General features: G+C 57.5%; 16 protein-coding genes. 4 read left to right on the plus strand and 12 right to left on the minus strand.

Going from position 1 to position 13,223, the window contains the following annotated elements; genetic code table 11:
* Positions 1-294: 294 nt before the first annotated feature.
* Positions 295-804 carry a ribosome biogenesis factor YjgA gene (gene yjgA / locus H7850_RS03335; RefSeq protein WP_227367963.1) on the minus strand — a complete coding sequence of 170 codons (510 nt, stop codon included), beginning with the start codon at positions 802-804 and terminating at the stop codon, positions 295-297.
* A gap of 66 nt (positions 805-870) precedes the next feature.
* Between yjgA and pmbA the strand changes: the two genes are divergently transcribed.
* Positions 871-2,211 (plus strand): metalloprotease PmbA, encoded by a 1,341-nt coding sequence (pmbA, locus tag H7850_RS03340; protein WP_227367964.1) that lies wholly within the window; start codon positions 871-873, stop codon positions 2,209-2,211.
* A gap of 84 nt (positions 2,212-2,295) precedes the next feature.
* Here pmbA and mgtE read toward each other — a convergent pair whose 3' ends face one another.
* The 11 genes from mgtE to H7850_RS03395 form a co-directional block, all read right to left on the minus strand.
* Positions 2,296-3,651, minus strand: a complete 1,356-nt coding sequence (mgtE, locus tag H7850_RS03345) for a magnesium transporter (RefSeq protein ID WP_227367965.1) — start codon at positions 3,649-3,651, stop codon at positions 2,296-2,298.
* Positions 3,652-3,785: 134 nt separating this feature from the next.
* Positions 3,786-4,055, minus strand: a complete 270-nt coding sequence (locus tag H7850_RS03350) for an HPr family phosphocarrier protein (RefSeq protein WP_227367966.1) — start codon at positions 4,053-4,055, stop codon at positions 3,786-3,788.
* Positions 4,042-4,935: an RNase adapter RapZ gene (rapZ, locus tag H7850_RS03355; RefSeq protein WP_227367967.1), complete on the minus strand. Its 894-nt coding sequence runs from the start codon at positions 4,933-4,935 to the stop codon at positions 4,042-4,044. Before rapZ ends, H7850_RS03350 begins: the two co-directional genes overlap by 14 nt.
* Positions 4,936-5,028: 93 nt before the next feature.
* Positions 5,029-5,517, minus strand: coding sequence for a PTS sugar transporter subunit IIA (locus tag H7850_RS03360; RefSeq protein WP_227367968.1), 489 nt, complete (start codon positions 5,515-5,517; stop codon positions 5,029-5,031).
* A gap of 8 nt (positions 5,518-5,525) precedes the next feature.
* A complete protein-coding gene (hpf, locus tag H7850_RS03365) occupies positions 5,526-5,834 on the minus strand; it encodes a ribosome hibernation-promoting factor, HPF/YfiA family (RefSeq protein ID WP_227367969.1) in 309 nt (102 codons plus the stop codon).
* A gap of 78 nt (positions 5,835-5,912) precedes the next feature.
* On the minus strand, positions 5,913-7,334 hold the full coding sequence (locus tag H7850_RS03370) for an RNA polymerase factor sigma-54 (RefSeq protein WP_227367970.1): 1,422 nt from the start codon (positions 7,332-7,334) through the stop codon (positions 5,913-5,915).
* A gap of 173 nt (positions 7,335-7,507) precedes the next feature.
* Complete coding sequence (lptB, locus tag H7850_RS03375; RefSeq protein ID WP_227367971.1) at positions 7,508-8,233, minus strand: LPS export ABC transporter ATP-binding protein; 726 nt, start codon at positions 8,231-8,233, stop codon at positions 7,508-7,510.
* Positions 8,234-8,259: 26 nt separating this feature from the next.
* Positions 8,260-8,781, minus strand: a complete 522-nt coding sequence (gene lptA / locus H7850_RS03380; protein ID WP_227367972.1) for a lipopolysaccharide transport periplasmic protein LptA — start codon at positions 8,779-8,781, stop codon at positions 8,260-8,262.
* A gap of 5 nt (positions 8,782-8,786) precedes the next feature.
* Positions 8,787-9,365, minus strand: a complete 579-nt coding sequence (gene lptC / locus H7850_RS03385; RefSeq protein WP_227367973.1) for an LPS export ABC transporter periplasmic protein LptC — start codon at positions 9,363-9,365, stop codon at positions 8,787-8,789.
* A 2-nt stretch (positions 9,366-9,367) separates the two neighbouring features.
* Complete coding sequence (locus H7850_RS03390; protein WP_227367974.1) at positions 9,368-9,925, minus strand: KdsC family phosphatase; 558 nt, start codon at positions 9,923-9,925, stop codon at positions 9,368-9,370.
* 11 nt (positions 9,926-9,936) lie between these two features.
* Positions 9,937-10,917, minus strand: coding sequence for a KpsF/GutQ family sugar-phosphate isomerase (locus H7850_RS03395; protein ID WP_227367975.1), 981 nt, complete (start codon positions 10,915-10,917; stop codon positions 9,937-9,939).
* Positions 10,918-11,153: 236 nt separating this feature from the next.
* Here H7850_RS03395 and H7850_RS03400 point away from each other — a divergent pair, with 236 nt between their 5' ends.
* Genes H7850_RS03400 through mlaD form a run of 3 tightly spaced genes read left to right on the plus strand, consistent with a single transcriptional unit; the run spans position 11,154 to position 13,209 of the window.
* Complete coding sequence (locus tag H7850_RS03400) at positions 11,154-11,966, plus strand: ATP-binding cassette domain-containing protein (RefSeq protein ID WP_227367976.1); 813 nt, start codon at positions 11,154-11,156, stop codon at positions 11,964-11,966.
* A complete protein-coding gene (gene mlaE / locus H7850_RS03405; protein WP_227367977.1) occupies positions 11,963-12,745 on the plus strand; it encodes a lipid asymmetry maintenance ABC transporter permease subunit MlaE in 783 nt (260 codons plus the stop codon). The genes H7850_RS03400 and mlaE overlap by 4 nt, the downstream gene beginning before the upstream one ends.
* Positions 12,745-13,209 carry an outer membrane lipid asymmetry maintenance protein MlaD gene (gene mlaD / locus H7850_RS03410; RefSeq protein ID WP_227367978.1) on the plus strand — a complete coding sequence of 155 codons (465 nt, stop codon included), beginning with the start codon at positions 12,745-12,747 and terminating at the stop codon, positions 13,207-13,209. The genes mlaE and mlaD overlap by 1 nt, the downstream gene beginning before the upstream one ends.
* Positions 13,210-13,223: the final 14 nt, after the last annotated feature.

Here is a 13,223-nt window from a genome sequence, read left to right on the forward strand (position 1 = left end):
TGCCTCGCCGCTGTTCGCCTTGCCTGAGCATCGCTCGGCTACGTTCCTCGAGGTAGGACAGCGGGTTCGCTTGTTCGGCTAAGTTCCGTGAGCATAGCTGTTGCGTTCGTAACGCTTTCTTGAAGGTTGAGAGATTTAGCACCTGTTTCGAGATCTAGCGAGCTAGAGCCAGACAAGGCAAATTCGGACGAAAAAAGCGGAGTTTACTTTAGTAAATGAGCATTTTAATCGGACTCGCGCACGAGGCCGAATTTAACGATGTATGGCCGACGCGCAGCAGATCGTGGATAGTTCTCACATGCCGGCGGTGTCGCGTATCAGCTTGAAAAGCTTGCGTGCGCTGGTCGGCGGTTTACCGCGTTTTCGTTCGCTTCGCGCATTGCGGATCAGCTGGCGCAGCGTCTGGCGGTCGACATCGGGATACTCGGCGATGAAGGTTTCCAGCGTCTCGTTGCTTTCGTCGTCCATGAGCCGGTCGCGCCATTTTTCAAGACGATGAAAAGCGTGATCGCGACGCAGTGTCTCACGTTCGAACTCGTCGAAGACCTGCTGGATAGCGTCGATATCCTCGCGGCGCATCAGCTTGCCGACGTACTGCATATGACGGCGGCGCCCTTCGTGAGAACGAATTCGCGAGGTTTCCTCGATGGCCTCCAGAAGGTCGTCGGACAGCGGCAAACGTGCTCGCTGGGCCTCGGACAGGGCAATTATACGTTCGCCCAGGGCTTGCAGGGCCTGCATTTCCTGCTTGCGTTGGGTCTTGCTTGGCCGATCCCCAGGATCGGCAGGTGATTCAAATGACATGCCATTACCATCAGCATTGGGAGGTTGGTGCAGTATACCAGCCCGCCTTGCCACAAGGAGATCAACATGACTCAAGCCTTCGATGCCGCCGCGCAGCAGACGCTGCTGGAATCCCGGGTGGCCACGGCCCTGGAGCAGGCGCGTACACTGGGTGCGGATGCCTGCGAAGTCGGTGCTAGCGTCGATCAGGGAACCGGTATCAACGTACGCATGGGCGAGGTGGAAAGCGTCGAGCTGTCCCGGGATCAAGGCATTGCCGTCACGGTCTACGTAGGCCAGCGTAAGGGTAGTGCGTCCTCTTCCGATGCCGGGGAAGCCTCTATCCGCGCGGTGGTGGAAAAAGCCATTGACATCGCCCGCTATACCGGGGAGGACCCCTATGCGGGCCTAGCGGATGCAAAATTGATGGCAACGGAATTCCCCGATCTCAAGGTGCATCATTCCTGGTCGTTGACCACGGACGAAGCGATCGAGTTGGCCTTGGCATGCGAAAATGCCGGTCGCGCGGTCGAGGGTATCGACAATTCCGATGGCGCTGGGCTATCCACCGGCGAAGCTGTGCGGGTTTACGGCAATAGCCACGGCTTCCTGGCAGGACAGCGCGGCAGCCGGCATTCATTGTCCTGCATGCTGATCGCCCGAGACGAGCAAGGTATGCAGCGGGACTACGACTACAGCAGCGAACGTGATCCCGCGAGGCTAAGCTCACCGGAGACGATCGGGCGCAGTGCCGCAGAACGAACATTGCGTCGCCTGGGTGCGCGCCGGCCCGAGACTGGGCGTCTACCGGTGCTGTTTGCCCCGGAGTTGGCCAGCGGGCTGGTAGGAAATTTTCTCAATGCCATTGCCGGTGGCGCGTTGTATCGCGAGGCGTCGTTTCTCTGCGATAGCCTGGGCAAGCCGCTGTTTCCAGACTGGTTTACGCTTCAAGAGAAGCCCCGCGAAATTGGCGGTATGGCCAGTTCCGCCTTCGATAGTGACGGCGTCTACACGCGGGACAACATCTTTGTTGACAGCGGTCGTATTGCCAGCTACATGCTCTCTGCCTACAGCGCTCGACGCCTGAACATGACCTCTACCGGCAACGCCGGTGGCGCTCGCAACCTGCGTATCGAGGCGCCTCTCTCGGCGCAAGCCGGCCTGTTGGCGCAGATGGATCGTGGCGTGCTGGTCACGGAACTGATGGGCCAAGGGGTCAACGGGGTGACCGGAGATTACTCCCGAGGTGCCGCAGGCTTCTGGGTCGAAAATGGCAAGATTCAGTATCCGATCGAGGAATTCACCGTTGCCGGCAACCTCAATACCATGTTTGCCAATCTGATGGGGGTAGGAGACGATATCGATACCCGTGGCAGTATCCATACCGGCAGCTGGCTGATCGATGGTATGACCGTGGCAGGAAGCTGATAGCACTTTGGGGGGGTGAGGAAGGAAATTAAAATGGCCGCTCTATTTAATCCTATAGGGCGGCCATTTTATTGGGCGGAAACCTTATAGATAAAAATAGGTGGCAAGGCCAAGAAAGGCCATGAAGCCGACCACATCGGTGACCGTGGTCAGGATGACGCTGCCGGACAAGGCCGGGTCGATGTTGAGCCTTTTCAACAGCACCGGCAGCAAGGTGCCGCAAAAAGCAGCGAACAATAGATTGATGACGATGGCCGCGGCGATGATGATACCCAAGGTCATGTCGCCGAACCAGAGTACCGCAATTACCGCCACCACCAGCGCCCAAAGCACGCCATTGAGCGCACCGACGACCAATTCTCGATTGAGCAACCAGCGCACGTTGCCCCCGGATACATGCCCCAGGGCAATGCCGCGAATCAAGACGGTCAACGCCTGAGAGCCTGCAATGCCGCCCATGCTCGCAACGATTGGCATCAATACGGCCAGGGCGGTGACCTTTTGAATCGTGCTTTCGAACATGCCGATGACTGCAGCGGCCATGAAGGCAGTGATCAGGTTGATGCCCAGCCAGACTGCGCGGCGCCGACTGGTGCGCCAGGCCGGGGCGAAGGTGTCTTCGTCCTCGTCGAGGCCCGCCATGCTCATCACTTGATGCTCAGCATCATCGCGGATGACATCGACCACGTCGTCGATGGTGATACGTCCCAGCAGGTGACGATCACCGCCGATCACCGGCGCCGAGATCAGATCGAAACGCTCGAACAGTCTAGCCACCTCGGTTTCTTCCATGGTGGCCGGGATCGTCACCATGTCCGTATCCATGACCTCGCGCACCAGCATTGACGGGTCGGAAACCAGCAGACGGTTGATGGGCAAGCTGCCGATCAGCTGGTCGCCACGGGTCACCACCAGAAGGCTGTCGGTAGTATCCGGCAGTCGCTCGTGACGCCGCAGGTAACGCAGTACGACATCCAGAGTAATTTCCGGGCGGATTGTCAGCGTATCCGTGTTCATCAACCCGCCGGCGGTGTCCTCAGGATAGGACAGCACGGTTTCCAGGCGCTGGCGCTCCTGGGCTTCCATGGAGTCGAGCACTTCGAGAGTGACAGTATCCGGCAGGCGTTGCAGAAGATCCGCCAGGTCATCGACATCCAACCCCTCGGTGGCGGACATCAGCTGCTGGGTATCCATCCGGTTGAGGAATTCCGTCTGGATATCCTCACCCAGATACTGCAGCACATCACCTTTTAGCTCAGGCTCGATCAGCTCCCAAAGAACGTCGCGCTCCCTGGGCGGGGTCGATTCCAACAAGTGCGCTATATCGACTGGGGCGAGGCCACGATTGAGCATGCGCCGTGCTTGTTCCAAGGCACCGCTTTCCAGAGCATCGTTTAGCCTGGCGAGTCTTGGCTGAAGCTTCTCTGGATTTTTGCTCATGTTGAGTGATGTCCTGTGTCGTGCCCCAATTGTCGCGCTATTCTAGCACCGGAGGGTGTGGGCGCGTACAAAAGAAAACGCTGTTCGAGAGAAGTCTTCAAGCGCCTCGCTTCAAGCCACCGTCCTGCTCGAGATCAATCGTCTTCGTCAAAGCGTGCGGAAAAAAGCGCTTCAACCGCGGTGAGCACTTCTGCGGCCTGAGGACCTTCTACATTGATTTCAAGCACGCTGCCGCAGGGAGCGGCAAGCATCAAAAGCGACATGATGTTATTCGCATCGGCGCTCTTGTCTTGATGGCATACGATCACATTGGCATCGAAGGGCTGGCAGCACTTGACCAGTTTTGTGGCTGCACGCGCATGAAGGCCACGTCGATTGGTCAGGATCAGCTCACGCTGAATCATTCCGCGCTTCTCCTACGACGGTGAGAACACCAAGCTCACGGTGCCGAAGACGCACGCGATACCGGTTGGCGAAATGGTGAGCCAAACGCTCACTCAAGTAGACGGAACGATGCTGGCCGCCAGTACATCCGACAGCAACCGTCAGATAGCTGCGGTTGCTGGCGATATAGGCCGGCAGCCAGCGCTCCAGCCAGTCGCGAATGTCATCTGACATGGCGCCAACGTCGGTATAATCTTCGAGGAACTTGACGATCTCATCATCGCGCCCGTCGTAATGGCGCAATTGAGGGTCCCAGTAGGGATTGGGTAGGCAGCGGGCATCGAACACCGTGTCGGCGTCCAGGGGTACCCCCCGCTTGAAACCGAAGGATTCGAAGGTCAGCGTCAGCTGATCACTGGAGTGGTGTGCCACCTGGCTTGCGATACGCGCTCGTAGATCGTGTATCGAGAGCTGCGAGGTATCGATCACAAGATCGGCGAGATCCCGGATACGGGCCAGGGTGTGTTCTTCCGAGTCAATGGCTTCCGCCAGGGTCATCTCGCTATCACGGGTCAAGGGGTGGCAACGGCGCGTGGCGGAATAACGCTCCAGCAGGATCTTGTTCTCGGCGGTTAGGTAGACCACATGGCAGTCGATCTTGCGCATGCGAATTTCTTCGAGTAATACCGGAAAGCGCTTGAGTGACGTTGGTAGATTACGCGCATCGATACTTACCGCAATATTCGAACGCCGGGCGTCATCTTGTTGCAGCTCATGAATAAGAGGGTCGAGCAGCAGGGCCGGCAGATTGTCGATGGCATAAAAGCCAAGATCCTCGAGTGCCTGGAGCGCAATTGATTTTCCAGAACCCGATCGTCCACTGATGATCACGAGCTGCATGGTAGCGCCCTTATAACGATGGATTAGGGTTTCGGCTTTTTTGTCAGACAGTTTGTGTTGTATGAAATGATACAGGAATGACGCGATCTGTTATCACCTGTCTTTCTCATGGCTCGTCTGTTCGATGTCATGAATGGCATCAATAAGCGTTTCGTAAAGCTGGCTTTGACTCTCGCTTTTGCGTAGTCGCATGCGGGTATCCGCATCGTTCATGAGGCTGGCCACTTGAGCGAGAAGCGTGAGATGCGTTTCATCCGCTGCTTCGGGAACCAGCAGAATGAAGATCAAATCCACCGGCTCGCCGTCAATGGCATCGAAGCTAATGGCTTCCTGAAGCTTGAGGAAGCCCGCAATCGGACTCTTGCAGTGAGGGTCCCGCGCATGAGGAATGGCAACACCGTTGCCGATGCCGGTGCTGCCGAGTTTTTCCCGGCCAATGAGTCGCCCAAAGACTTCTTGGCTGTCCAGGCTAGGGATGTTCTGCGCAATGAAGGTGCTGAAGAACTCCAGCACCCGCTTCTTGCTTCCCCCGGGAACGGCGAACAGCGCACGTTCCGGGGGCAGGATGGCTTCAAGAGACATAGTTGAAATCAGCGCGCGCCGGCGCCTTGGGCGCGAGCCTGAGTTTTTTCCTTGTGTTTGACAAGTTGACGATCAAGCTTGTCGGCCAGGGCATCAATGGCAGCATACATGTCGCTGTTTTCGGCCTCGCCATGCAGATCTGCACCAGCAGCATGAAGGGTGCAGGCTGCCTGATGACGTTCCTTCTCGACGGATAAGGTGACCTGTACCCGAGTGATGTTGTCGTAATGGCGCTCCAAACGCGCAAGTTTTTCGTTCACATAATCACGCAATGCATCGGTCAGCTCGACATGATGGCCAGTGATGTTGACTTGCATGGCACGCTCCTATTGCTGCGAATGGTCCAAGGATTGTAACCCTTTTTGCGGCGGAGCAAACCCCCGTAGGAGGGAAGCTTATGCCAAACGCTTGCGATCGCTCGAAGAGGGAATGCCCAACCCTTCGCGATACTTGGCTATGGTGCGTCGAGCCACCTTGATACCGTCCTCAGCGAGCAAGTCTACCAGCTTGCTATCGGACAAGGGTTTACGTGGCGACTCCTCACTGATCATCTTTTTCAAACGTGCACGAATCGCCGTGCTGGAGTAGGCGTCGCCCTCGTTTTCGTTGCCCCCCACGTGGCTCGAGAAAAAATATTTCAGCTCGAATACCCCGCGCGGAGTATGAATGAATTTCTGGGTAGTGACCCGAGAAATGGTCGACTCATGCATGTCAACGATTTGAGCGATGTTCGCCAGGATCAATGGTTTCATCGCTTCTTCACCCTGTTCGAGGAAATCGAGCTGGTGGCTCATTATTTCCCGGCCCACCTTGAGCAGGGTGTCATTGCGACTCGAGAGGCTCTTCATCAGCCAGCGCGCTTCCTGCAGATGCTGTCTCATGAAGGTGTTGTCGTCACTTTTGTCGGCGCGTTTTATCAGTGCGGCGTAATCGGGCTGAATGCGTAGACGGGGTAGGATCTCGGGATTGAGTTCTATGCGCCAGCCGTCGAGAGTATGGCGGGCGATCAAGTCCGGGATGACATGGCTATCGTCAAGACGATCGAACGCTTGTCCGGGGCGCGGATCAAGCAGACGAATCATGGCGATGATCTCGTCGAGCTGAGCATCGTCAAGACCCAGGCGACGCTTGAGCATCTTGCGGTCGTTACCGGCCAGGGCTTCCAGAAACTGGCGAACCAGCCGTTTGGCCTGGGGTAGCAGCGGTGTCGTTTCCTCACACGCGCTGAGTTGCAAAAGCAGGCATTCGCGTAAACTTCGGGCTCCGACGCCGGTCGGCTCGAACTGCTGTATCTGCTGCAGAACCTGTTCCACTTCCTGGCTTTTGAGGTCGACAAGGCCTTGCCCCCGCAGGCCTTCCACCAGATCGTCAAGGCTGGCCTCAAGGTAACCTGCCGGGCTGATCGAGTCGATAAGATTCTCGGCGATCTGACGGCCACGCGCCGACATGTCGGTCATGGTCAATTGCCAGTGCAAATGATCCTTGAGGCTCGTTCCCGCCACGTTGCGTTCGATGTCGTTGCCATTGGGGCTGCCTGCCTGGCTGACCGGCGCATCCTGATAGGTGTCCGACCATTCGCTGTCGGTCACCAGTTCCGTGGGAATGTCCTCCGCCCACTCCTCCTCGGCGTTGTCGGCCACGGCTTGTTCACCGTAGACTTCGTCGAGCTCCAGCATGGGGTTGGATTCCAGCGCCTGCTGGATTTCCTGACGCAGATCGAGCGTCGAGAGCTGCAGCAGCTGGATTGCCTGTTGCAACTGCGGCGTCATGGTTAGCTGAGTGCCGATGCGCAGCTGTAGCGTTGGCTTCATTACCATAAGGGGTGGAGATCACCGACATGATTTGGGATCACGGTAGCGTTGCAGGAAGCCGCTTGCAAGCATGAAAAGCAATAATCATGCCATCAATCGGCTAATGCTTTCCTGTATAACGGCTAAAGGTTCGTAGGCGAAATGGAACAGATCGACAAAGGCGTTGAAAAGCGGCAAGGCTAGAAGCGAAACTCGTTGCCCAGATAGACTTCCCGCACCTTTTGGCTGGCAAGGATGGCCTCGGTGTTGCCTTCGGCGATGATCTTGCCATCGCCGACGATATAGGCGTTGTCGCAGATATCCAGCGTGTCCCGCACATTGTGATCGGTGATGAGAACGCCGATGCCCCGGTCACGCAGTTGGCGAATGATGCTCTTGATTTCGCCCACGGAGATCGGGTCGACGCCGGCAAAGGGTTCGTCGAGCAGGATGAAAGCAGGTTCAGTGGCAAGAGAGCGGGCGATCTCGACCCGGCGGCGCTCGCCCCCTGAAAGGCTCATGCCCAGATTGTCGCGAATGTGCTCGATGTGGAACTCTTCGAGCAGATGCTCGAGCTGAGCGTGGCGTTGCTTCTTGTCGAAATCCTTGCGGGTTTCGAGGATTGCGAGAATATTGTCCGCCACCGACAGTTTGCGAAATACCGAGGCTTCCTGAGGCAGGTAGCCAATCCCGGCGCGAGCGCGGTGATGCATGGGGGCGAAGGTCAAATCCTGATCATCGATGGCAACGTTGCCCGCATCCGCCTTGATCAGGCCAACGATCATGTAGAACGAAGTGGTCTTGCCGGCTCCATTGGGGCCTAGCAAGCCAACGATACTGCCTTGCGCGATGGACAGGCTGATATCCTGCACTACCCGGCGATGCTTATAGCTCTTGGCCAGGTGACGAGCGAAAAGCGTCTTCATCCAGAGTGCTTCCTGCTTGGTGTTTCTTACTCGGTGGTTTTAGGCGTCAAGGTCATACGCACGCGCTCATCGCCGCCGCTGCCGGTTTGGGAGCGCGCCTGGACCTGGCGGCGATCGAGAAAATATTCCACGTAGGCGCCGTTGAATATGTCGCCGCCCTGATGCAGCTCTGCGCGACGAATCAATTCCACACGGCGTTCTCCGGCATGATAGACGATGCTCTCGCCCCAGCCCTTGGCGACCGGATCCTGAGGCGCGGGTTTCTGCTCCAGATAGGCCCGCCCGGTATTGCTCGTTGCCGTGACGAGAGAGACTTCGCCCTGGGCGTTGCGTTCGATCTCGACTTTGTCGGCGATGAGTTTCATGCTGCCTTGCTGCATGTCCACGTCGCCGGTATAGACTGCCGTGCCCGCTCGGTCGTCAATGTCGAGGCGGTCAGCGGCAATCTCGATGGGGGCACCGGCGTCGCTGTCAAGAGCGTACGCCGTCGCTGCGACTGAACCATGAAGCAGCAGGCCGGCCATGATAGGTAAGGTTTTTCGCCGCATGATCTTCATTCCTTGCTGATGGGCGGATGTAGGCCGCGAACGTTACCGTTCAGACGCATGCGCGCCGAGTCGATCCATGCGTCTACGCGCTCGCCACGAACACGTTGCCGATGCTGGCTCAGGCGAGCTTCGCTTTCACTCCAGGCATGACGTTCATGAATATCATAGACGAGCGTCTGAGTTTCAATTCGCCAGCCCTGCTCAGGCGCCTCGATCCAGGCATCCCCCTTTAGAGTGAGAGGGTTGCCATCCGGGCCGAGCGTGCTGCTGTTGCTGCTGGCAAACCAGATACGGCCTTCATCATCATAAAGACGTATATCGGGCGTTGTCGCGCGAATGACGTCGTCCACGGGTGTATGCACCAGACGAGGCGTTTCGAGGCGTTGATAAGGCTTGCCTTCGGCATCGAAACGCGTCATCCGCGCGCTTTCCAGATAGAAGTCCGGCTCGCCGGCGGTGTCCTGAGGCACCGGCCCGGGTGAGGGCGCGTCACGTTGTTCGATGAAGGTCAAAAGCCCCCCTAAAGCCAGCAAGATCAATGCCAACCAGAACTTGGCGGGAGGCCTGGCTAAACGCAGTGCCATGCTCAGCCTTTTCCATGCAAATAGGTGTCGAACATGGCAGGCCAATGACCTTGCCATGTCAGCAAGTTGTCACAGATGTCACGCACGGCGCCATGGCCTCCGGGACGCTCGGTGATCCAATTGGCATGTTCTCGAATGTAAAGAGGTGCATTCGGTACGCTGATACCCAAACCTGCATGCTTGATTGCTGATAGATCCGGCAGGTCGTCGCCGCAGTAAGCGGCCTGCTGCAATTCCATGTTCAGCCGAGCAAGCAAGGATTGCAATGCCTCGAGCTTGTCATCACGCCCCTGCATGACATGTTCGATACCCAGTGCTTCGGCACGTCGGCTCACCATTCTAGATTCGCGTCCGGTGATGATGGCGACCTCAACACCGGTTTGTCGCAATAGCTTTATGCCCAAGCCATCCTGAGTGCCGAATGTCTTGATTTCCTGATCGTCGCTCTGAAAATAGAGTCGTCCGTCGGTCATGACGCCATCGACATCCAGGGCGAGCAGACGAATATGCCGGGCACGCTGAATCAGTGCAGAGGCGTCGAACTGAGAATCGAGAGTCATGCCAAGCTCCTTTAAATGACGCCGCTGGCGAGTAGATCGTGCATGTGCAGGGCGCCGATAGGGCGCTCCTGCTCATCGACCACTGCCAGCGCAGTAATGCGATTGTCTTCCATGATCTTGATGGCTTCCGCGGCCAGCATGCCGGGAGATATACGCCTGCCCCCGCGAGTCATCACCTCGTCGACCAGCAGAGTCCTCAGATCGACATGCAGGTCGAGAGTGCGTCGCAGGTCGCCATCGGTATAGACGCCGATCAGGTGGTCCTGTTCATCCACGACACAGGTGAACCCGAGTCCCTTGTGCGTGATTTCAAGAAGCGCGTCGCGCAGCGGGCTGCCAAGCATCACCTTGGGCACCCGTTGGCCCACATGCATCAGGTCGTCGACCTTGAGTAGTAAGCGCCGCCCCAGGCTGCCGCCGGGGTGTGAGAGGGCGAACTCCTCGGTGGTAAAACCTCGGGCCTCGAGCAGGGCGACGGCCAGCGCGTCGGACAATGCCAGCGCCGCGGTAGTCGAGGAGGTGGGCGCCAGACCCAATGGACAGGCCTCGCGCTCGACACCCGCATCGAGATGCGCCTGAGCGTGACAGGCAAGGGTCGAGCCAGGACGACCGGTAATGCTGATCAGAGGTGTCCCCATGCGTTTGAGCAACGGCATCAGGGCTGTGATTTCAGCGGTCTCACCGGAATTGGACAGTGCCAGTACGACATCCTTTGGTGTGATCATACCCAGATCGCCGTGGCTGGCTTCGCCGGGGTGGACGAAAAAAGCGGGCGTCCCGGTGCTGGCAAGAGTAGCGGCCACCTTGCGACCGATGTGGCCGGACTTTCCCATGCCGGTGACGACCACCCGGCCTGGGCAGGCAAGCATCAGGCGGCAGGCGTGATCGAAGTCCTCTGACAGTTTGGCGTCCAGGTCAGCGATCGCCTGCCGTTCAAGATCAAGCGTGCGGCGGGCGCTGGTTCGAAAGTCGAAGTTGGCATTGACGGTCATGATGAATTCGCTGCTTCATTAGTGTTTGAGCTCAAGCGACGAACCGCTGGGCCGTTCTCGGGTCACATCAAGCACCCGTACCCCTAGTGTCTGGCGATACAACCTGTACGCAATGAGTGAACGCCATTAAACGCATTGCTTCAAACGCTTGCAAGTTTGTCCTTGCCAGCGGGTGTCGCCAGCCTCAAGATAAGTTAGGATACGTTGTTCGATAATTTCCCCGGTGGATCGCTATGATGAATGACCCGCAGTTCGTCGAGGTCGAAAATATGTATTTTTCTCGTGGCGACAAGGAGATATTTCGCGGCGTCGACATGCATATACCCTGCGGCAAGATTACTGCCATCATGGGGCCCAGTGGTTCGGGCAAGACCACCTTGCTCAAGCTGATCGGGGGACAGTTGTATCCAGACGCGGGCCGTGTGCAAATCGACGGCCTCGACGTTCATCGCCTGAAGCGCCGGGAGCTTTTTCGCTTGCGCCGTCGAATGGGTATGCTGTTCCAAAGTGGCGCCTTGTTTTCCGATCTCAGTGTTTTCGAGAACGTTGCCTTTCCTTTGCGAGTGCATACCGATCTAGCGGAGGCGATGATTCGCGACGTGGTGCTGATGAAGTTGGAGGCGGTCGGCCTGCGCGGGGCGCGCAATCTCAAGCCTGCGGAGCTTTCCGGCGGTATGCTACGCAGAGTCGCGCTGGCCCGGGCAATTGCCCTGGACCCAGAGCTTATTCTTTATGACGAGCCCTTCGTCGGCCAGGATCCGATTTCCATGGGTGTGCTGGTGCAGTTGATCAAGAAGGTCAATCAAGCGCTGGGCCTGACTGCCGTTATCGTGTCTCACGACATCAAAGAAACCATGTCCATTGCGGATTATGTCTATGTGCTTTCCGATGGCAAGGTCATGGCCCATGGTACGCCGGCCAACTTGAACGTGGATCGTGATCCTCGGGTCAGCCAGTTCATGCATGGCGAGCCCGACGGCCCGGTACCTTTTCATTACCCAGCACCGGATTACTACAGCGATATCTTGAACGAAGGGGCGAGGCAATGATCAAGCAGCAAATCACGTCCCTGGGTAAGTCGACGCTGGATGCGTTCGAGTCGCTGGGCCGGGCCACCATATTCCTGTTTCAGGCAAGCATCGGCATGCCGGGCAAAGAAGGGTTCCGCCTATGGCTGCGCCAGATGCACTTCATCGGTGTCATGTCCTTGGCCATCGTGTTGGTGTCAGGGCTTTTCATCGGCATGGTGCTGGGGCTGCAGGGCTATACCATCCTGGTGGATTTCGGCGCCGAGGATGCGCTGGGGCAGATGGTTTCCCTGTCGCTTCTGCGCGAACTGGCCCCGGTGGTGGCGGCACTGCTGTTCGCCGGTCGTGCCGGGTCGGCTCTGACCGCCGAGATCGGTTTGATGAAGGCCACCGAGCAATTGAGCAGCATGGAAATGATCGGTGTCGATCCCTTGCGCAGAGTGGTGGCGCCTCGCTTGTGGGCAGGTTTCGTTTCCTTGCCCCTGCTGACGATAGGGTTCAGCGTCGTGGGTATCTGGGGCGGCTATCTGGTCGGCGTCGATTGGCTGGGTGTGAACGAAGGCTCCTATTGGAGCAACATGCAGGCCAGCGTCAGTTTTATTGATGATGTCGGCAATGGATTGATCAAGGCGCTGGTATTTGCGTTGGTCGTTACCTGGATCGCCGTGTTTCAGGGTTACGATCTCGTGCCGACCTCGGAAGGCATTTCCCGGGCTACGACCCGCACGGTGGTCTACTCTTCGCTGGCCGTTCTCGGTCTGGATTTTGTGCTGACGACGCTGATGTTTGGAGAACTCTAATGAAGCGCAGCAAGACGATGGAACTAGGGGTTGGTTTGTTCGTGCTGGCCGGCATTCTGGGATTGGTGTTTCTAGGGTTGAGCGTCAGTGGGTTGAATAATGGCCTATCCAGCACCAGTTTTAGCCTCCGAGCGGATTTCGCCGATATAGGCGGTTTGAAGAAAGGCTCTCGCGTTACCATGGCCGGGGTTCAGATTGGTAAGGTGACTTCAGTGGAGCTTGACCAGGAGTGGTTCGATGCCCGAGTCACGATGGATCTCAATGGCGAACTGGAAGGCCAGCTTTCCGAAGATACGACAGCGGCAATTCTGACCTCGGGCCTACTCGGCGAGCAGTATATCGGACTGTCCGTGGGGGGCGCGCCCGATATGCTCGAGGACGGCGATGTCATCCATGATACCCAGCAGGCGCTGGTGCTCGAAGAACTCATACAGCAGTTCGTGTCGAACATGGCGAGTAATTGATATTTCAGGAGTAA

The organism is Halomonas sp. M20 (genome assembly GCF_020622265.1).
Classification (GTDB): Bacteria; Pseudomonadota; Gammaproteobacteria; order Pseudomonadales; family Halomonadaceae; genus Modicisalibacter.

Coding starts and splice junctions, on each gene's coding strand:
- yjgA (WP_227367963.1), bottom strand. CDS start 804: ATGTCATTTGAATCACCTGCCGATCCTGGGGATCGGCCAAGCAAGACC.
- pmbA (WP_227367964.1), top strand. CDS start 871: ATGACTCAAGCCTTCGATGCCGCCGCGCAGCAGACGCTGCTGGAATCC.
- mgtE (WP_227367965.1), bottom strand. CDS start 3,651: ATGAGCAAAAATCCAGAGAAGCTTCAGCCAAGACTCGCCAGGCTAAAC.
- H7850_RS03350 (WP_227367966.1), bottom strand. CDS start 4,055: ATGATTCAGCGTGAGCTGATCCTGACCAATCGACGTGGCCTTCATGCG.
- rapZ (WP_227367967.1), bottom strand. CDS start 4,935: ATGCAGCTCGTGATCATCAGTGGACGATCGGGTTCTGGAAAATCAATT.
- H7850_RS03360 (WP_227367968.1), bottom strand. CDS start 5,517: ATGTCTCTTGAAGCCATCCTGCCCCCGGAACGTGCGCTGTTCGCCGTT.
- hpf (WP_227367969.1), bottom strand. CDS start 5,834: ATGCAAGTCAACATCACTGGCCATCATGTCGAGCTGACCGATGCATTG.
- H7850_RS03370 (WP_227367970.1), bottom strand. CDS start 7,334: ATGGTAATGAAGCCAACGCTACAGCTGCGCATCGGCACTCAGCTAACC.
- lptB (WP_227367971.1), bottom strand. CDS start 8,233: ATGAAGACGCTTTTCGCTCGTCACCTGGCCAAGAGCTATAAGCATCGC.
- lptA (WP_227367972.1), bottom strand. CDS start 8,781: ATGCGGCGAAAAACCTTACCTATCATGGCCGGCCTGCTGCTTCATGGT.
- lptC (WP_227367973.1), bottom strand. CDS start 9,365: ATGGCACTGCGTTTAGCCAGGCCTCCCGCCAAGTTCTGGTTGGCATTG.
- H7850_RS03390 (WP_227367974.1), bottom strand. CDS start 9,925: ATGACTCTCGATTCTCAGTTCGACGCCTCTGCACTGATTCAGCGTGCC.
- H7850_RS03395 (WP_227367975.1), bottom strand. CDS start 10,917: ATGACCGTCAATGCCAACTTCGACTTTCGAACCAGCGCCCGCCGCACG.
- H7850_RS03400 (WP_227367976.1), top strand. CDS start 11,154: ATGAATGACCCGCAGTTCGTCGAGGTCGAAAATATGTATTTTTCTCGT.
- mlaE (WP_227367977.1), top strand. CDS start 11,963: ATGATCAAGCAGCAAATCACGTCCCTGGGTAAGTCGACGCTGGATGCG.
- mlaD (WP_227367978.1), top strand. CDS start 12,745: ATGAAGCGCAGCAAGACGATGGAACTAGGGGTTGGTTTGTTCGTGCTG.